14 protein-coding genes are annotated in these 19307 nt (G+C 53.2%); 5 read left to right on the forward strand and 9 right to left on the reverse strand.

Annotated features, from left to right (window positions below; genetic code table 11):
* Positions 1-184: 184 nt before the first annotated feature.
* Both G1ANC_RS01200 and tyrS read right to left on the reverse strand, forming a co-directional pair.
* The gene (locus tag G1ANC_RS01200) at positions 185-943 is read right to left on the reverse strand and encodes an HAD-IIB family hydrolase (RefSeq protein ID WP_129693214.1); all 759 of its coding nucleotides are present in this window, start codon (positions 941-943) and stop codon (positions 185-187) included.
* Between the two features lie 18 nt (positions 944-961).
* Positions 962-2173 carry a tyrosine--tRNA ligase gene (gene tyrS / locus G1ANC_RS01205; protein WP_129693215.1) on the reverse strand — a complete coding sequence of 404 codons (1212 nt, stop codon included), beginning with the start codon at positions 2171-2173 and terminating at the stop codon, positions 962-964.
* 124 nt (positions 2174-2297) lie between these two features.
* Between tyrS and G1ANC_RS01210 the strand changes: the two genes are divergently transcribed.
* A complete protein-coding gene (locus G1ANC_RS01210) occupies positions 2298-4997 on the forward strand; it encodes a transglycosylase domain-containing protein (RefSeq protein WP_164997957.1) in 2700 nt (899 codons plus the stop codon).
* Positions 4998-5087: 90 nt separating this feature from the next.
* On the opposite strand, the gene G1ANC_RS01215 is transcribed toward G1ANC_RS01210, so the two are convergent.
* From G1ANC_RS01215 to nusA, 5 genes are all read right to left on the reverse strand, one after another.
* Positions 5088-6137 (reverse strand): PIN domain-containing protein, encoded by a 1050-nt coding sequence (locus G1ANC_RS01215; RefSeq protein WP_129693217.1) that lies wholly within the window; start codon positions 6135-6137, stop codon positions 5088-5090.
* Positions 6138-6171: 34 nt separating this feature from the next.
* A complete protein-coding gene (gene radA / locus G1ANC_RS01220) occupies positions 6172-7530 on the reverse strand; it encodes a DNA repair protein RadA (RefSeq protein ID WP_129693218.1) in 1359 nt (452 codons plus the stop codon).
* Positions 7508-8530 (reverse strand): hypothetical protein, encoded by a 1023-nt coding sequence (locus G1ANC_RS01225; protein WP_129693219.1) that lies wholly within the window; start codon positions 8528-8530, stop codon positions 7508-7510. Before G1ANC_RS01225 ends, radA begins: the two co-directional genes overlap by 23 nt.
* Entirely contained in the window at positions 8496-10976 is a 2481-nt protein-coding gene (locus tag G1ANC_RS01230) for an ATP-dependent Clp protease ATP-binding subunit (RefSeq protein ID WP_129693220.1), read from the reverse strand. The genes G1ANC_RS01225 and G1ANC_RS01230 overlap by 35 nt, the downstream gene beginning before the upstream one ends.
* Positions 10977-11078: 102 nt before the next feature.
* A complete protein-coding gene (nusA, locus tag G1ANC_RS01235; RefSeq protein WP_129693221.1) occupies positions 11079-12194 on the reverse strand; it encodes a transcription termination factor NusA in 1116 nt (371 codons plus the stop codon).
* Between the two features lie 137 nt (positions 12195-12331).
* Between nusA and queA the strand changes: the two genes are divergently transcribed.
* Positions 12332-13366, forward strand: a complete 1035-nt coding sequence (gene queA, locus G1ANC_RS01240; RefSeq protein WP_129693222.1) for a tRNA preQ1(34) S-adenosylmethionine ribosyltransferase-isomerase QueA — start codon at positions 12332-12334, stop codon at positions 13364-13366.
* A 30-nt stretch (positions 13367-13396) separates the two neighbouring features.
* Entirely contained in the window at positions 13397-14641 is a 1245-nt protein-coding gene (tgt, locus tag G1ANC_RS01245) for a tRNA guanosine(34) transglycosylase Tgt (protein WP_129693223.1), read from the forward strand.
* A gap of 46 nt (positions 14642-14687) precedes the next feature.
* Here the strand turns inward: tgt and G1ANC_RS01250 are convergent, their stop codons facing one another.
* Positions 14688-15356, reverse strand: coding sequence for a queuosine precursor transporter (locus G1ANC_RS01250; protein ID WP_129693224.1), 669 nt, complete (start codon positions 15354-15356; stop codon positions 14688-14690).
* 13 nt (positions 15357-15369) lie between these two features.
* A complete protein-coding gene (locus tag G1ANC_RS01255) occupies positions 15370-16080 on the reverse strand; it encodes an HNH endonuclease family protein (RefSeq protein ID WP_129693225.1) in 711 nt (236 codons plus the stop codon).
* A gap of 26 nt (positions 16081-16106) precedes the next feature.
* Here G1ANC_RS01255 and G1ANC_RS01260 point away from each other — a divergent pair, with 26 nt between their 5' ends.
* Both G1ANC_RS01260 and G1ANC_RS01265 read left to right on the forward strand, forming a co-directional pair.
* On the forward strand, positions 16107-18614 hold the full coding sequence (locus tag G1ANC_RS01260; protein ID WP_129693226.1) for a M1 family metallopeptidase: 2508 nt from the start codon (positions 16107-16109) through the stop codon (positions 18612-18614).
* A 192-nt stretch (positions 18615-18806) separates the two neighbouring features.
* The coding region (locus G1ANC_RS01265) for a family 78 glycoside hydrolase catalytic domain (protein WP_164997958.1) at positions 18807-19307 on the forward strand (501 nt) is incomplete at its 3' end.

Consider the following 19307-nt stretch of genomic DNA (forward strand, 5'->3'; position numbering starts at 1 on the left):
GATGGCGTCATCGTCCCTTAAAATCAGGGACGATGACAACTAACCGCTGCCCCGGCGCGAGATTTTCCCCAATTTCTCGCGCCGGGGCGGCCCGCCTCGCTTATCACTTTCCCTTGATTGATTTTATCAAAAACACCCGGTTAGTTAGCCGGGTGTTTTGCTGGCTCGAATTTCGTTCGAAAATCTACTCGGTCACGGCGATGATACCCTCTAGCGCGTAGGCGGTATCCTGCCAGCGCTCCACCGCGATGCAGTCGATGCCGAGATTTTTGACTGGGAAGTCGTTGCCGCCTTCTTCTATTTTGTCGCCGAAAAACAAGATTTCTTCTTTACTAGCGCCTGTGGCTTCCATCAACTTTTTCATGCCGTAGGCTTTATCGACGCCGATTTTGGTGATGTCGACGCTGGTGGTGCCGCCCAGGCGTACTTCGAACTCTGGCAATTTGGCGGCAACGTCGTCGCGCATTTGTTTGCGGACTACTTTGTTGGCTTCCGCCCAAGCGTATTTTTTCTCGGGTGAGGCCTGCTGGCCTAGCGCCGAGTACGTCACTTGGCTCAAGCGGTCTTCGATAATCTCACCGTCGGGATTTGCTTCCCACAAATCAAATTTGCGCGCCGATTCCTCCAAAACTTGAGTGATTTTCTGCTTTTGCTCGTCGGTGAAATCTTCTTTATAATGCGTTTGCCACTCGTTCGCATCGACGTTAAATGTATAATAACGCGTGCCGCATGTCGGCATCATGTGGAAGCGCGCCAGCAATTCCGGCGAAACATTCATCTGGTCGATGACCTGCTTTTGGAATTGCTCAAATTTGCCGCCAGAAATGACGCAAACTTGATAATTTTCCAGCAATTTAGCGAGCAAACCCGCCATGCGCGGCGAAATCGCCGATTTACTAACCGCTAGCGTGTCGTCCAAGTCAAAACCGATAATTTTCTTCATGATTTCCTCCTATTCCAATTATTTTACCAGCAAAAAGTCGTTCTTGCCCTTTTTGATTAAGCTAGTCTCGGTCAGCGGCATATCGCCGGCAATCTTCGCACCGTTGACGCTAATCGCGTTATTCTGGATCAGCCGGCGCGCTTCGCCGTTGCTAGAGCATAAGCCAGCAGCGACCAACGCCGCCACAACCGTCGTCTCGAGGTCAACCGTCGGGATTTCGTTAGCTAAAGCGTTCAAATCGTCGCTGTTAAGCGCCGCAATATCGCCGCCGCCAAACAACGCAGCCGTTACCCGCTCGACGCTCTCGCGGCGCTGGCGGCCGTGCACCAAGTCGGTGACCTCGCGCGCTAAGGTTTTCTGCAAGGCGCGCTCGCCTGGATTGGCTCGATGATTGTCGATCAGCGCCTCAACGGTTTCGCGGTCGAGCAGCGTGTAGATTTTGATGAGGTCCTCGCTGGTTTCGTCGTCGCAGTTGAGCCAGAATTGATAGAACTTGTACGGACTGGTCATCTCGGGGTCGAGCCAGATAGCGCCGCCCTCAGACTTGCCGAATTTGACGCCAGTTTGCTTGTTGATAACTAGCGGCGCGGTCAAAACGTGCGCTTCACTGCTCTCGAGCTTGCGAATCAGCGACACGCCAATGATGCTATTGCCCCACTGGTCGGCGCCAGCTAGCTGCAAAGTGGCGCCTTTTTCGCGGTACAAGTGTAAAAAGTCATACCCTTGAATCAACCCGTAGCTAAATTCGCCGTAGCTGATGCCAGCGCCACCCTCGCCGATACGCTGCTGCACGAATTCGCGGTCGAGCAGCTGCGTCATGCTGATATGTTTGCCGATTTTGTGCAAGAAATCAATGTAATTAATCTGCGAGAACCAGTCGGCATTATCAACAATTTCAAAATCCTGGCCGCGGAAAACTTGGCGGAATTGCGCCTCCAGACCTTCAACATTGCGCGCCACTGTTTCGGCATTGCGCAGGTCGCGCTCTTGCTTTTTGCCGTCTGGATCGCCAATCATGCCGGTGGCGCCGCCGACTAGCAGCAGCGGTTTGTAGCCGTGGTCGATAAAATGCCGGCACAACATCATCGCTGCCAAGTTGCCGATAGTCATACTCGGCGCGCTAGGGTCAACGCCAAAATAGAACGTTCGCGGCTCGTTTATATCTTTGACATCAGCGAACGTCGTCTGGTTGATGAGTCCGCGCCACGTTAGTTCTTCTGCTAGCGTCATCTGAAACCTTTCTTTATTTAATAGTGAGATAGTAACATATTTGCAAATTATCAGCAAAAGCACTAGCCGTCGTGATGCGAACAGTGCTATAATGGTGGAAATATTGCTTATGGGAAGAGTGAAAGTGGGAAACAAGAAACGAAAAGTAGCTGGCGGCGTCAGCGCTTATGCTAATTTAGCCAATAAACGCCGAGTCAAGAAAGACGCGCGAGCGCGCAAAAAAGCCGAATATCTGGCAACTTTGCCGAAGCATCCAGTCAAGCGCTTACTATACCGCTTGCATCCGAAACGCCTAGCCAAATACTGGTTTAGCCGCGACGGCGCAATTATGGCGCTGAAGGTTGTCGGCATCGCTTTGCTGCTAATCGTCATCGGCATAGCTTCGCTATTCGCCTATTTCCGCAAAGATCTCGACAAAATCAACCCTGACACCCTGGCACAGCGCGTCAAAACAACAGTCACCAAATATTACGACCGCAACGACAAGCTGCTCTGGGAAGACAAAGGCACTGGCGATTATACGTTAGTCGTCGACGCCAAAACTATCTCACCATGCATGGGCAAAGCCACTATAGCCATCGAGGACAAAGATTTTTATAAGCACGGCGGCATCAGCGCTAGCGGTATTGCTCGCGCCTTTATCAGCAACTCGCAGGGCAACGCCGTGCAGGGCGGCTCGACGCTAACGCAGCAGCTAGTCAAGAAAGTGTTCTTTACTAAGGACGAAGCTATGCAGCGGGGCTTGTCGGGTATTCCGCGCAAAATCAAAGAGATGATTCTAGCCATCGAGGTCGAGCGAATGTACAGCAAAGACCAAATCCTCGGCTTGTACCTCAACGAATCGCCGTACGGCGGCCGGCGCAACGGCGTCGAATCGGCCGCGCAAACTTATTTCGGCAAATCATCCAGAGATTTAACCTTACCAGAATGCTCGCTACTAGCCGCTATCCCGAACAACCCGTCGCTTTACAACCCGTACAATACTTACGGCCGCAAAGCGCTTGTCGAACGCCAGCACAAAGTACTCGACGACATGGTGTCGATGAATTACATATCCAAACAAGAGGCAGCGGCAGCCAAGAAAGTCGATATCATGGACACTATCAAGCCGCTGGCCGACCAATACGCCAACGTCAAGGCGCCGCACTTCGTCCAAATGGTCAAGAAACAGCTAGAGGAAGAGCTCGGCAAGACTATCGTCGGCGAAGGCGGTTTATTGGTCAAGACGACGCTCGACCTCGACGCGCAAACAACCCTAGAAACCAATATAGCCAAATTATTTAACGGCGAGATTACCGATGGCAACTGCGGTTATCGCAACTGCTCGCAGTTTGCTGGCTTCTCAAACGGCGCAGCCGCTATCGAAGATACCAAGACTGGCCAGCTTATCGCCCTAGTCGGTAGCCGCGACTTTAATTACGCTGGCTTCGGGCAGGACAATGCGGCCACCGCTTTCATTCAGCCGGGTTCGTCGATCAAGCCGCTTGTTTACGCCCGCTTATTTAGCAACCAAGGCGGCAATAACGCCAATTACGGCAGCGGCTCGATTCTAGCAGATTCCAAGACAACTTTCCCGGGCAATTATAGTCCGAACAACGCCGACAACAAATTCCAAGGCAATATTACCCTGCGCCAAGCATTGGCCCGCTCTCGCAATATTCCGGCCATCAAAGCTATGGCCATCAACGAGAAGAATAACAGTGGCAGCACCTGGTCGCTAATCCGCTCCGCCGGCGATTTGCAGTACTGCACGCAAGGCGCCGACGCGCAAGCTGGTCTATCGAGCGCTATCGGCGGCTGCGGCACGCGCTTGGTTGACCACGTTAACGCTTTCGCAACGCTAGGACGAATGGGCACTTATAAACCGCAGACGACTATCCTGAAAGTCGCCAACAGCAATGGACAAACCCTCAAACAGTACAAAGAATCTAGCAAGCAAGTCATCGACCAGCAAGCAGCTTACATCGTTAGCGACATCCTTGGCGACGGCAAGGCGCGCGCTGGATTGGCGGGCCGCGACTACCTAGTCAACCTCGGCCGCGCCGGCGTCAAGGCAGCTGTCAAGACTGGTACCAGCAACAGCGAGATTAATGGCAAGGTTAGCGCTAAAGATATCTGGGCTGCCGGCTACACGCCGAACCTATCGATGGCGGTGTGGCTAGGCAATTCTGACACCTCGCCGCTGCGCAATGGCAACTCGCTGATTCCAGCCATGTTCTTCGATCGTACGATGGCCGATATCTCCAAGATGTATGCCGACCAAGGCAAGCTGAAGTTAAGCGACTGGTATACTGCGCCGAGCGGCATCCAGACAATCAAGGGCGAGATTTATCCGTCATATTACAACAAGGCCAGCGCTGCTACTAATGCCAAGATGACTTTCGACCGCGTCTCGAAAAAGAAGGCTACGTCCTGTACTCCCGAAGCTGCCAAGATTGAAATCGATGTCATGAAAATGGCTGATCCAATCACCAGAAAAGAGATAGTCACGCCTAACGACTCTAGCTACGATGCCGAGAAAGAGGATGACGCACACAAGTGCGACGATCCGAAGCCGAATGTTACGTTAACGGTGACTAGCGGCGGCGTATCCATCGTCTATACCAGCGGCCGTTACAAACTGCAAAACATCGAATTATTATCTGGCAGCACCGTTGTCGCCAGCAAGCAAGTCGACAGCAGCGGCATCTGGAATATTCATAAAGGCAACCTGTCAGCAGCCAGTAGCGGCACGCTAACCGCCAAAATTACCGACATTGGCTACTACACGGCGACTAGTAGCGCCAGCTACAATCCAAACAGTAGCAGCGATGACGACGATTAAATCCGCTTCGTATCGCAGTAGTTTGCCGCTAATACCCAGCAAAATAGCACGCTTCTAGCAGCGTGCTATTTGTATATCGCGCTGGCGATTTTATTGGTTATTGACTAGATCGATCAAGTCGCTCTCGTGGTCGGGGCGGCGGCGAGCACTCTGGCGCCGGGTTGCTGAGGCAGCTGGCTTCGGCTGCGGTTTTGTTTTCGGCGAATTAGCTTTTTTGCTGGCTGGTTTAGCTTGAATTTTGGTTTCGCCTGATGCCTTTGCCTTGACCAAATCACGGTTGCTAGCACTGCCAGCTGACGATTGGCCGCGGGCGCGACTGGCAGGACGCTGCTTAGCAATAGTAGTGCTTTTTGCGGGAGTTTTCGATGCTGCTGCGGCTGCGATTTTTGCCGTTTTTTGAGTTTTGCCCGCAGCTTTGGCGGTCGATTTGAGGGGTTTGCCAACAGTCTCTATTTTCTTAGCAAAGATCATCCGGCCGGCTGCGGTCTGCAAATTACGGATAATTTCGACATTTAGCGTCTGACCTATCTGAGCGCTCGCCTGCTCGACGACAACCATTGTGCCGTCTGGTAGGTAGCCCACGCCCTGATGCGCGTCCTGCCCCTTCTGAATAAGCTCTAACGTAATTTTCTCGCCGGGTAGATGCTCCATCCGGATACTCTGCGCTAATTCGTTAAGGTTTAGCACTTCGGTACCCTCGACGGCGGCAACCTTGTTTAGATTATAATCTAGCGTCATGATCACTGCGCCGTGCTGCTTAGCTAGCTTGAGTAGGCGGTCGTCGACACCTTCGCGAGCGTGGCTGCCGTCTTGCAGCAATTCGACGTTGACGCGCTCCATAGCTTGCAACTCGGTGACTACATCAAGCCCATAGCGAGCACGAGCACGTTTATCAGCATCGGCGTGGTCAGCTAGAAACTGCAGCTCGCCGATAACCGAGCGTGGAATCACCAGCGTACCGCCGATAAAGCCAGTTTGCGCTACCGGTACAATTCGCCCGTCCATCAGCACCGAGGTATCTACCAAGATAGCCCGATCTTTTGATTTGATGGAGTTTTTGGGCAGGCGCGCTAATAAGTACGACACCTCGCCCAAAATAAGCAGCGTTACCGCCAATAATATTAAGTCTTTGGTTTGCATATTTTCCTTTCTTTTTGCTTTGATTGACTATTGACTACTTGAGATAGCCGATCAAAGCTTGGCGTAAATCTTTGACGCCTTTTACAAATGAATTCTTTTTGCCAGAGGTTGCCGGTGCGATCGCTCGAGTGAAGCCGAGTTTTTCGGCTTCGTTCAGGCGCTTATCGGCGCCTTGTGCCGAGCGAATCTCGCCGCCTAAGCCCACTTCGCCGAATACCACCAGGCCATCGTCGAGTTTGCGCCCAGCCGCCGCGCTAGCAATCGCCATCGCTACCGCCAAATCTGCTGCCCGGTCGGCCAGTTTCAGACCGCCAACCACATTCACATAAATATCTTTATCGGATAAATTCAATTTGGTGCGCTTCTCTAGCACCGCGATGAGCAGATTGAGGCGGTTGAGATCGAAACCGCTGGCTGTCCTCTTAGGATACCCGAAATTAGTCGAGTTGACAAGAGCTTGGATCTCAACGAGAATCGGACGGTTGCCTTCAAGCGTCGCCAATACCACCGAACCATCAGCATTTTGGCGCTCGGCTAACAGCGCGGCTGACGGATTTTCGACGACCCGCAAACCCTTATCGTTCATCTCAAAAATTGCCGCTTCGCTAGTCGAGCCGTAGCGATTCTTGACGGCGCGCACCACTTTGAAGCCGCCGTAACGGTCGCCTTCGAATTGCAAGACCACATCGACTAGGTGCTCGAGAACTTTCGGCCCAGCGATCGAGCCCTCCTTGGTGACGTGGCCCACTAAAATTACCGCTGCACCCGAAGCTTTTGCTGCCCGGATAATGACATTACTCGAGTTGGTAATCTGGCTAACGGTACCTGGCGCGCTGGCGATTTCCTCGAGACTAAGCGTTTGGATACTGTCGATAATTACCAATTTATATCGGCCGCTGCGAATTGTTGCAGCAATGTCGTCAGCGCTAGTGCTAGCGACAAACTGCAGGTCATCGCCAGAGGTCGCACCGAGACGCGTAGCGCGGAGCTTAACCTGAGAAGCGCTTTCCTCGCCGCTGACGTAAAGTACGGCATACTGCTCGGAAACGTGTGCCGCTACCTGCATCAACAACGTAGATTTACCGATACCCGGCTGCCCCGCTAACAGCATTACACCTGCCGGCAGAATCCCGCCGCCTAGCACTGCGTCGAGGTCGGCAATACCAGTCGGCAAGCGTTTTACTGAATCCTCGGCAGCGATTGAACGCATCGACTGCGGCTTTAGGATTTTACCGTGCGAATGGCTGCGCGCTACCGCCGAAGCGCCCTTGGTTTCGATTATCTGTTCGACGAGCGTGTTCCACTCGCCGCAATTCTCGCACTTGCCAGTCCATTTCGGATAGCTGGCGCCGCAATTTTGGCAGACGAAATTACTGCGCGCTTTGGCCACCATTTACTCCGGCTGGCGCGGCTACGCCGTTGATGCTTTGATTGAGCTGATCGGCTTTAACGGCTAAGCTTTTGAGAGTTGCCACATCGTCATTGTAAGCTTTAATCCGCGAATTGAGCGAACCCTGCCGAGCATTGATAGCACTAATTCGCCGCTGCAGCGCCGACCGCGCCACTGTGAAATCAGCTTGCGAACTAAACTCGCCGCTCCTAGCCCGTTCATTAAAACTATTAATATCAGCGTTAATTTGCGATAAGTCGGACTGATAAGTTTCGACATCTTGTTTGATTTGCTTAGCGGCTGACTGCAACTTAGATTGCAGCGCTTCAGCCCGGGTATTAACTCGAGTAAATACTGCCGTGTAAGCTTGGTTTTTGGCGACAATTGACGCTCGATCAGTGAAATAACGCGCATAATATTGTTCAAGGTCGGAGTCGAGCTCGCCAATCGTGGTACCGATAATCGAATGTAGCTCATCTAGCTCGGCGCCTGGCTCGGCCTCGCGATAGTATTCCATGGCTTTGGCAATTTCCGGTTCATTTTTGACCTTTTGATAAGCCTTTTTGATCATAGCGTCGACTCGCGGCCGCTCGAAGATATTCAGCCGTGCATACTGGGCGTGTAGCAATTCGTGCGCTGCCGTTACTTCTTTGGCGCCAGCTAATTCGGCATTTTCGACGTCAAAAAGATAAATCTTATCGCCATAGTAGCAGCCCAAGATGGCTGCGGTACGTTCGGTACTTTTGCAATGAGCATTGAACTGATCGCTAGTCTCAATAGCTGGCTGAGTTGCTCGGAAAGTGCGCTGTGCTGTCGGCGTCAACTTAATTGAGCCTTCAACCGCGGCAACAGCTGCAGGCGGCGTGAAAGTCGACGCTCGATAAGTATCAAAGGCTGTCTGCCCGTAGAAAAAACCGCCAGCAGCAATACTTATCACTGCCATCAAAGCGATGATTTTCGAGACAATACTACGTCTGGCTGTCGGTTTCGCTGCGCCGTTCAATCGCTATCGCTCCTTTCTTGATCCCTACTTCTAGGATATCACCTTTAGCATAGGCGCCGTCAAGTACTTGCTCAGCAATAGCATGCTCAATCTCGTCCTCGATGACGCGGCGCAGCGGACGGGCGCCGTATTTAATACCGTAACCCTTGTCGATAAGGAATTTTTTGGCACTAGGTTTAATCGTAAGGGCTAAGCTTTTGCGCACCAAACGCTGGCGCAGCTCGCCGATCAGCAGGTCGAAGATCTTGCCGACCTCGGCGCGAGTCAACGCTCGGAAAGTGATAATCCCGTCAAAGCGATTAATCAACTCGGGGCGCATAAATTTATCGAGAGCATCGCGAGCAAATTTAGCGTTGCGACGGTGCAAATCGTCAATTTCGCTGCCTTTGTCGCGGCTAGAGTGAAAGCCGAGTTCCGACTCTTTGGTCATTTTGTCGGCGCCGAGATTGCTAGTCAAGATGATAATCGTATTACGAAAGCTAACTTCGCGCCCCTTAGCATCAGTCATTGTCCCGTCTTCCAGTAGCTGCAGCAGCAGGTTGAACACATCTGGATGCGCCTTTTCAATTTCGTCAAAAAGCACCACGCTGTACGGCTGGCGGCGAACTTTGTCAGTCAATTTACCGCCGTCCTCGTAACCAACATAACCAGCTGGCGCCCCGAGCAGGCGCGACGTATTATGCCTCTCGCCGAACTCGCTCATGTCGATTTTGATAAGCGCTTCTTCGCTACCGAAAACTTCTCGCGCCAGCACCTTAGCTAATTGCGTTTTGCCGACACCAGTAGGTCCCATGAAGACGAAACTGCCAATCGGTCGCTGGCTGCTAGCCACACCGCTGCGGCTGCGGCGAATCGCCCGCGCTACCTTACCGATAGCCTCGCGCTGGCCAATGACGTACTTGCCGAGATGCTTTTCGAGCTGGCGCAGCAACTTCGCTTCGCTAGTCTGGACTTTTTCGACTGGAATGTTGGTCATCACAGCGATGGCATGCGCCACATCATCATCGGTTAATTGGATAGCGCGGCGGCCTTTTTGGGCAGCAACTTCTGTCTCGAGTTTTTTACTAATCTGGCTAATACGCTGTTTATACATGGCAGCTCGCTGGTAATCTTCGTGCAAAACAGCGTCCTCCATGCGCTCATTGAGGTGCTTGAGCTCTTTGAGATATTCGCGCTCGCGGCTCGGGCGGTGGCCCCGCTTGACACGAACTCGGGCAGCCGCCTCGTCGAGCACGTCAATCGCTTTATCGGGCATGAAACGGTCGCTGACGTAGCGGTCGCTCATGTACACTGCCGATTCGATCACTTCGTCGGTAATTTTGACGCCATGATGCTTTTCATAATAATTTTTAAGACCTTTCAAAATAGCGATTGTCTGCGCCATAGTTGGCTCTTTGACGACGATCGTCTGAAAACGCCGTTCTAGCGCCGTGTCTTTCTCGATATGCTTGCGATATTCATCGAGAGTCGTCGCGCCAATCATGTGCAGCTCGCCGCGCGCCAACGCCGGCTTGAGGATATTGGCCGCATCCATCGAACCTTCCGAGGCGCCAGCGCCAACCAGCAGGTGCAATTCATCAATAAAAAGAATAATGTTGCCTTGTTTTTTGACTTCAGCAATTACCTTTTTTAGCCGATCCTCAAATTCGCCACGATATTTAGTACCGGCAATCATCGCCGCCATGTCTAACATAACCACGCGGCGATCTAATAGATGGCCCGGTACGTCCTCGCGGACGATCCGCTGCGCCAGCCCCTCAACGATAGCGGTTTTGCCAACGCCTGGGTCGCCAATCAACACTGGATTATTCTTGGTGCGGCGGCTAAGGATAGTGATCATTCGCTCCAGCTCTTTGTCGCGGCCAATCATCGGGTCAAGCTCGCCGTTGGCCGCTCGTGTTGTCAAATCCACGCCAAAGGCGCTAAGCGCCCCGCCGCGCGTGTTGCCGCGGCGCCGCGGCTCGGTAGCAATATCGCCATGTTCGCCGCGATTCTCTTCAAACGACTTCTCGAGTTCGCTGATTATCATATCGACGTTGATACCCATTTCGCGCAGCAGCGCTGTCGCTCGAGCATTACCTTGTCGCAGGACGCTGTACAATATATGCTCTGTACCGAGATAATCATGGCCGTACTCGCGCGCTGCTTCCCATGCCATGCGCAATGTCAACAAAGCCGTCTCGCTAAGGCCCACCATACCTGTACTAGTAACCACCCGCGACGGTTTGATATCTAGGATCATTTCAGCTTGCTGCAAGGTCACGCCAGCGTCAGTCAATACTTGCGCCGCCGAGCTCGACCCTTGCGCCAAAACGCCGAGCAGCAAGTGCTCCGTCCCAATGTAATTACTACCGTTACCGCGAGCAATTGCGTCAGCATGCTGGACGCTAGCGCGCGCATTGTCGGTCAATCGCGAAATAAAATCTGCAAAATCTTCTGGCATCATCAGTTCTCCGTTCTGAGCGTATTGCCCATTACAGCCAATTATACATAACAAATTAGCACTCGTCAAGGCAGAGTGCTAATTTGCAAAAAGCGGCTGCGGGTTTTAGTCTTGATTTTCGATAGCGCTAAACAAATCTTCCTCGACGTTCTTGCGCGGTTTTTTCTCGGCTGATTTCGGCGCTGTGGTCTCGATGTTCAATTCGTAGCCAGTCAGGCGGCTCGCCAAACGCACATTTTGCCCGCCGCGGCCGATAGCGATTGATTGCTGGTCTTCAGTAACATAAACATTGGCGGTTTTTTTGTCCTTATCAATCTCGACTTTAACAATCTCAGCCGGGCTAAGAGCGTTGCGAATATACGTGTCTATATTATCATCATAAGTAACGATATCGATTTTCTCTTGCTCGCCGATTTCGCTCATCACCGCATTGACGCGCGCGCCGTGACCGCCGACGAACGTTCCGACCGGGTCAACGCCTGGCACCGTGCTAGCAACCGCAAGTTTGGTGCGGCGGCCAGCTTCGCGGGCGATGCCTTTGATCTCGACAGCGCCAGTTTCCATCTCGGGTACTTCTTGGCGGAAGAGATATTCGATAAAGTCCTCGCTGCCGCGACTGAGGATCAGCTGCGGGCCGCGGCCTTCGCGTTCGATGTCTTTGATTAATACTTTGATCCGCGAGCCAATTTTGTAAAACTCGCCCTGAATCTGCTCACTCTGCGGGATAATACCAGTGGCCTTGCCTAGCTCGACACGCACCACGCGCGGCTCGACGCGCTGCACCATACCGGTAACGACCGTGCCGATTTTGTCTTCGAACTCTGCCAGAACAACTTCGCGCTCGGCTTCGCGCAAGCGCTGCATGACGACCTGCTTGGCAGTCTGGGCGGCCACTCGGCCAAAGGACTTAACTTCATGAGCTTCCTCGATAGTGTCCCCTAACTGAGCATCTGGCTTCTCTGCCCGAGCATCCGCCAAGCTGATTTCGGTGGCCGGATTAACAACATCCTCGACGACTTCGCGCTGGACAAACACCTTGGCGGTGCCGTCATTGATATTAAGTTCGGCGCGCACATTTTGCTCGCGCTCGCCGTTATCGCGGCGCCAGGCAGCAGCGATCGCCTGCTCGATTACGTTTAATACGGTTTCTTCAGGCAACGCCTTTTCATCAGCAATCGCCCGCACCGCTAGCGTCAACTGCTTGATATTCAAATCTTCCATATAATTCCTTTCTTTTAGTTCCAATACGAAAACAACCGACCTGCCGGCCGGATGAGTACGAATTTAATATAGCACGCGGAAGCTGGCGTCGTCAAGCCTAGGATTAGCGATAACGCATCAGTGCTATACTAAGAATAATGCAGCTTTCTAATTTTCATTATGATATTCCTGACGAGCTAATCGCAGCGACGCCGCCAGCAGTGCGCGGTACTTCGCGCCTGCTAGTACTTGATCGTCAAACAGGCACAATCACCGATCGCTACTATCCTGACGTGGTCGACTATTTGCAAGTGGGCGATGTACTGGTCATCAACGACACTAAAGTCATCAAGGCACGCTTAATCACGCGTAAACCGAGCGGCGGCGAGCGCGAACTTGTTCTAGTCGAACAGCACGGCGCACACGACGACTGGTTCCGCCACAAGGTTATTTATCGGCGAAAGTTAATCGCTGGCGATGTCCTGACAATTGGCGATGACACTTTAATGGTCGAGAAGATTATCGGCAATGGTATCGCACTAATTCGTAGCGAGCGAAACTTGTTGGATATTGCCGCTGAGCACGGCACCGTACCTTTACCACCCTATCTGGGACGTGACGCTACCGCAGCGGATAACGAGCGCTACCAAACGGTTTTCGCTCGCGAGGCAGGCTCAGTGGCAGCACCAACAGCTAGCCTCAATATGACCGAAAGCACACTGCGACAATTACGCGATAAAGGTGTCAATGTCGTGTACGCTACGTTACATGTCGGCCTGGGTACTTTTTTACCTATCCGCGTCGATGATGTCGCGCAGCACAAAATGCATCAAGAATATTTCTCGATCCCAACCGCCACTGCCGCGGCTATCCAATCCGCCAAACAATCCGGCCATCGCGTTATCGCTCTCGGTACGACAATCACGCGTACCCTAGAATATGCCCACCAACAAATTTTGAGCCAGCCGCCACATGCTATCTCGGGCGAAGCTGATATTTTTATCTATCCCGGCTATAAGTTTAAAACGATCGATGCGCTATTAACTAACTTCCATATGCCTGAAAGTACGGTACTCATGTTGACGGCAGCTTTTGCTGGCTGGGATAAGCTAAAGCCTGCTTATCAGCACGCCGTTTGCGAAAAATATAAATTCTTTAGTTATGGCGACAGTATGCTAATTATCACACAGTAGGACGAGTGCGCTCATGCTATACTAGAAAAGATGCAAAAAGCTATCACTTTTAAAATTACCCATCGCCTCCCCGGCACCTTAGCGCGCGCTGGTACGATTGAAACGCCACACGGCACGATTCAAACGCCAGCTTTCATCGTTGGCGGCACTAAAGCAACCGTCAAGGCGCTGACTGTCGAACAGGTCAAAGCCTGCGGCGGGCAATCGATTTTGGCCAATACTTATCATTTGATGCAGCGGCCAGGCGCCGAAATTATTCATAAAGCAGGCGGCCTAGGCAAATTTATGGATTACGATGGGCCGACTTTCACTGACAGCGGCGGCTTTCAGATTTTCAGTCTGGGAATTGCTTACAAAAAAGGGATCGACGCCGTCGCTCACACCCAAAAAGGCAGCGCCGCGCAAGCGGTCAAGTCTGCTAATCAGCTAGCCAAAGTTACCGACCAAGGCGCGCAATTTCGGTCGCATCTGGATGGCAGATATATAATGATGACGCCAGAATCGTCAATGGAGCTACAGCACGCCATCGGCGCTGATATTCATATGGCCTTTGATGAGCTGACTGCACCGCTAGCAGCCCGCGGCACGATTGTAAAGGCAATGCAGCGAACGCATGCTTGGGCGGAGCGCTGCTTGGTTCGCCACGATGAGCTAAACGCCGAACATCTAGCGCGCGGCGAAAATCTGCAAGCGCTCTACGGCGTCGTCCAGGGCGCCCGCGACGAAACACTGCGCCGCCAATCGGCCAATTTCCTGGGCGAGCGCAACTTCGACGGCTACGGTATCGGCGGCGTCTTCCAGCCTGGTGAGATCGCTGACGTCGTCCGCTGGGTCTGCGAGACTTTGCCCGAGGATAAGCCGCGCCACCTATTAGGCTTAGGTTCGCAGCCGGCCGATTTGTTTCTCGGCGTCGAATATGGCATCGATACTTTCGATTGTGTCGCGCCGACCCGCCAAGCCCGCAACGGCGCTCTGTACACATTTGACGGCCGCATCAACATCAGCAATGCTCGCTTTCGCGAGGACTTCGCGCCGATCGACGCTGAATGCGACTGTTATACTTGCCAGCATCATACGCGCGCTTACATCAATCATCTGTTTCGCGCCGATGAGATTCTCGGCGCTACGCTCGCCAGCATCCACAATGAACGCTTCGTAGTGCGCACTGTCGACCAGATTCGCGCTTCGCTGCTAGACGGCACATTTTTTAATTTCAAGCAGTCGTTCCTGGCTCGCTACTACGGCGATAATTTACCAATCGGCGTCACATTGTAAAATAAAACCGCGTCAAAATCTAACGCCGCCAAGACGAGCCAAGCAACTAATTCACCAGGTATTTCGCTGGCTGCTCGAACGTATCCATCTTTTCACGCTTTTTCACGCGGGCAATCAAATGCATCGTCAGCGGCGAGACCATAATCTCTACAGCCATCTTGATCAAAAACACCGTGACGATAAGCTGCCAAAAGCTGGTCGTCGGCATAGTACCGGCAAAAGCAATCGTCGAGAAAATCACCGTATCTAGAGCACTGCCCGCCGCCGAGCTGCCAATCATCCGCCGCCACAAACCGCGGCCGCGGCTGGCAACTTTCATCCGTCCCATTACGTAAGCATTCATGATCTCGCCGACAAATAGCGCCATTACCGAACCGATAGCCAACCGCCAAACCACGCCTAACGTCGATTCAAACGCCGCTTGCCCCGTCCAGCTACTATCCGCCGGCAATAATTGCACCACCCAAAAAGTCAACGTCATCAGCATCAAAGCTGCCACACCGCTATAAATCAGCCGGCGCATCCGACGATAACCGTAAACCTCAGTAATTATATCACCCACGATATATGCTAGCGGAAACAAAACTGTGCCAGCATCAAAAGTAAGCCAGCCAACAGATACAATTTTGACGCTGACAATATTACTAACCAATAGTGTCGTTACAAAAAGTACCGCAAATATATCATAGAGAGAATACTGGTGTTGCCTTATCATATTTTAGATTATATCACGCCGGCAAGCGCTGTTCTGGACAGCTCGCCAAGATCCGTTCCATAGCCGTGCGCTCCGGTGGTGTCACCCACAGCGAGTATTTTTTCTTGACGGCAATTTGACGGGCAATGTACTGACAGCGAAACGGTTTATTTGACGGCAGCCAAGTCGCCGCATCGCCGTCGCCCTTCTGTTGGTTGGCTGGTCCGTCGACAGCTAGCAGCTCAAGCGGGTCGTTAGCCAGACTAATTCGCTGTTCGCTAGACAACTGCTGAGCGCCAGTCTGCCAAGCGTTGCTCAGCGCCACTACGTGGTCAATTTGCACAGCGCCGCTAGAATTAGCACCGCGCTTGAAAGCGATCCGCTGCCCAGTGTACGGGTCGCTAAGAGCGCCAGCCTGTACTTTGCAGTTGTCGTCGCCCAGGACAGCGTTTACTAAGTCGCGCCGCAAGATAACATTGCGCGTATCGCAGCCGCCCGCCTTGGCCCAGCCGTCACCGAACTGCGAGCGCTTGTAACCGGTCTTAGGAGCGCGGCCCTTGGTTGGCAATGCCGCTAAGGCGTCGCGCGCTATTTCGCCAGAACCAGAAACCAGCTCCGGCTGCTGAGGCTGTGAATCTGGCAGCATCAGCGGCAAATTCGGCCGCTCCTTAACAACAATCCACCCGAGAGTACCTATCAAAATTACCGCTACCAGGACCATTCTACGACGCCGCTGCATAAGCATATTATACACCCTGCTATAATGGACGTATGGACAGATTATTTTCTCAATTTCAACCAGAACACTACGATATCCAATGGGATTTGCGTCAAGCAAAGAGCAATCGCTTAATCCGCGGCACAGCAACTATCCGCGGCCAACATCTAGCAGCCGAGCCAATTCGCTTGCACGCCAAAGATTTGCAGATCGAAGAGACTACTGTCAACAGTCAAGCAGTCAAGACATCAACCGACAACGACATTTTGACATTTGACAATACCGACAACGGTCCAGTGCAAATTACTATCAAATTCTCACTAGCATTAACCGACGCTATGCATGGTATTTATCCTTGTTATTATGAGCATCAAGGCCAAAAACGCGAGCTATACGCCACTCAATTCGAAAGCCACCATGCCCGCGAAGCCTTCCCATGCGTCGATGAACCAGAGGCCAAAGCAACATTTGCGATTTCGATATTATCAAACGAGCCGGTAGTACTCAGTAATATGCCAGTCGTTTCGCAGCGGGAAAGCAGCGAGGGAACACTGACTACCTTCGAGCAAACACCGCGCATGAGCACTTACCTGGCGGCCTTTGTCGCTGGCGATTTGCAGCGCGCGACTACTGCCGCCAAGAGCGGCGTCGAGGTCAACGTCTACGCCACACCAGCGCAGTCAGCCGACAGCTTGAACTGGGCACTCCAGCACGCAGCGCAAACAATTGACTTTTTCAACGAGTATTTTGGCGTGCCTTACCCGCTGCCGAAATCTGACCATGTAGCACTACCTGATTTTTCCAGCGGCGCTATGGAGAATTGGGGCTTGGTGACCTACCGCGAAACCGCCCTGCTGGCCGATCCGGCAACCGCTAGTGTTTCAACCCGCCAATATATTGCGACAGTTATCGCCCACGAATTAAGCCACCAGTGGTTCGGTAATCTAGTGACTATGAAATGGTGGAATAACCTGTGGCTGAACGAGAGTTTCGCTACGCTGATGGAATACCTAGCAACTAACGCGCTACATCCAGACTGGCGACAATGGGACGAGTTTGCCAACAACGAGGGCGTTGCTGCCCTGCGCCGCGATAGTATCGACGGCGTGCAGCCAGTCCAAACCGACGTATCGAGCCCAGCCGAAATTAGCGCGCTGTTTGATGGAGCGATTGTCTACGCCAAAGGCGGCCGGCTGCTGCGGATGATGCAACTATGGATCGGTGATGAAGCGTTCCGCGCTGGCCTCAAGCAGTATTTCACCCGCTTCAAGTATAGCAACACTACTGGCGACGACCTCTGGGACTGTCTAAGCCAAGCTAGCGGCAAAGACGTCGGCGCGCTAATGAACACCTGGATTTCACAGCCAGGTTACCCAGTAGTCTACGCGTCGCTCGACAATGGCGAGTTGACGCTCCGCCAAGAACAATTCTTCACTGGGCCGCACCAGCCGTCTGATCGTTTGTGGCCGATTCCGCTCGGCGCCAACGACCAGCGCCTGCCCGAAATCCTAAAGGAGCGCGAACAGTGCCTCTCGCCCGCGCCAGACGGACTATTGCTACTCAATCATCAAAATGCCTCGCACTTTATCACTTGCTACGACGACACTCTGCGAGCTCGCATATTGCAGGCCATCACCGATGGCATATTAACGCCAGCACAACGAGCCCAGTATCTCAATGAGCAAATCCTACTAGCCCGCGGCGGTCTAGTCGCTAGCAGCACGCTAGTCGAAGCGCTAGCCGCCTTCCAAAACGAAAGTGATCAGACCGTCTGGGAAATCATTGCGCTGGCCATCAGCGATCTCAAGAAATTCGTTGACCAAGACGAAGCAGCCGAAAAGCTGCTGCGACGCCTATCAGGCAAGCTAGCTCGTCGGCAATTCGAACGCCTAGGTTGGAACAAACACCCCGGCGAGCCAGAGTCTGACAGCAAACTGCGCGCAGCCATCATTGATTGCATGCTATATAGCGAAGACGCAGCGGCAATCAGCACCGCGCGCCAGCTCTACCAAAACACACCTCTGGCCGAGCTCAGCGCCGACCTGCGCCCATCAATCATCGGTGCCGCCGTCCGCTACAGCGATCAGCCGGCAGGTATAGTCAGCCAGCTACTCGAAGCCTACCAAGCCACGCAATCAGCCGACCTGCGCAGCGACATCGCCGCAGGAGTCGCCACGACACGCGACGCCGAGCAGCTGGCACGCTTGATCGGGCTACTCACCAACACCGACATCATCCGCAGCCAAGACACCGTTCACTGGTTCGTCGACCTGCTGCGTAATCGCTACGGCCGCGAAGCCGCCTGGCGCTGGATGCGCAGCCAGTGGAGTTGGATCGAGCAAACTTTCGCCAGCGACAAAAGCCACGATTACTTCCCGCGCTACGCCGCCATGCTGCTGATGACGCGCCAGCAACTAGCCGAATACCGCGAGTTTTTCACGCCGCTACGCCGCGACCAGTCGCTCGTCCGCGCCATCGACATGGGAATATTAGATTTAGAGGGCAAGCTAGACCTAATCGACCGCGACAAAGCGGCAGCCATAGCGGCTCTAGCAAAGTAATTTCGGTTTTTTAAGATAAGCAATTCTGCGGCTTTTACAGAGGTAGCAAAATTATTATGACACATTTTTCGTTAAAACGCTTGACATTTATACGATAATGTGCTATATTCATAATAGCTTTTCGCTCAAGTTTCCACAAAAAAAGGGCGTGAAGTTGCCCTTTTACTTGAGCGTGACCCTTTAGGAGGAGTCATGAGCGCCACTGCTGCTACCATCGTTATCATCGTTTTCGCCGCCCTCACGCTCGCCATCATGGCGGGCATCGGAGGATACGTCCTTGGCCGCGCCCACGCGGCCGATGCCACTACTAAGAAGGACGAGAACCTTTACAAGGTTCTCGTCGGATGCAGAGAGAAGACCACTGCTGTCTGCGGCCTGCTTGAATTTGAGACCGAGCAAACCGAGCGATACAGGTGTATCGCTCAGCGGGCCGTCGAGGCCCTGCCCCTGCCCGAGGCCGCCCTGCAGCCCACCACCATGGAGATGCCGACCGTCATCGGCGAGGTCACCCCCGTCGAGGTCATCACCACCCCCTCGGGCCGCAAGGTCCTCGACCTCGGCCAGAACCTCACCGGCCACGTGCGCCTGAGGGTGACGGGCAGGGCCGGGGACGTCATCACCCTGCGCCACGCCGAGGTCCTGGAGCACGGCGAGATGGGCATGCGCCCACTGCGCGGCGCCGCCTGCACGGAC

Source organism: Candidatus Nanosynsacchari sp. TM7_ANC_38.39_G1_1 (assembly GCF_004138385.1).

Excerpts from the sequence above, each read along its gene's own strand:
- G1ANC_RS01260 (WP_129693226.1), top strand. The coding sequence starts at position 16,107 with ATGGACAGATTATTTTCTCAATTTCAACCAGAACACTACGATATCCAA.
- radA (WP_129693218.1), bottom strand. The coding sequence starts at position 7,530 with ATGGTGGCCAAAGCGCGCAGTAATTTCGTCTGCCAAAATTGCGGCGCC.
- queA (WP_129693222.1), top strand. The coding sequence starts at position 12,332 with ATGCAGCTTTCTAATTTTCATTATGATATTCCTGACGAGCTAATCGCA.
- tyrS (WP_129693215.1), bottom strand. The coding sequence starts at position 2,173 with ATGACGCTAGCAGAAGAACTAACGTGGCGCGGACTCATCAACCAGACG.
- G1ANC_RS01230 (WP_129693220.1), bottom strand. The coding sequence starts at position 10,976 with ATGATGCCAGAAGATTTTGCAGATTTTATTTCGCGATTGACCGACAAT.
- tgt (WP_129693223.1), top strand. The coding sequence starts at position 13,397 with ATGCAAAAAGCTATCACTTTTAAAATTACCCATCGCCTCCCCGGCACC.
- nusA (WP_129693221.1), bottom strand. The coding sequence starts at position 12,194 with ATGGAAGATTTGAATATCAAGCAGTTGACGCTAGCGGTGCGGGCGATT.
- G1ANC_RS01250 (WP_129693224.1), bottom strand. The coding sequence starts at position 15,356 with ATGATAAGGCAACACCAGTATTCTCTCTATGATATATTTGCGGTACTT.
- G1ANC_RS01200 (WP_129693214.1), bottom strand. The coding sequence starts at position 943 with ATGAAGAAAATTATCGGTTTTGACTTGGACGACACGCTAGCGGTTAGT.
- G1ANC_RS01255 (WP_129693225.1), bottom strand. The coding sequence starts at position 16,080 with ATGCTTATGCAGCGGCGTCGTAGAATGGTCCTGGTAGCGGTAATTTTG.
- G1ANC_RS01215 (WP_129693217.1), bottom strand. The coding sequence starts at position 6,137 with ATGCAAACCAAAGACTTAATATTATTGGCGGTAACGCTGCTTATTTTG.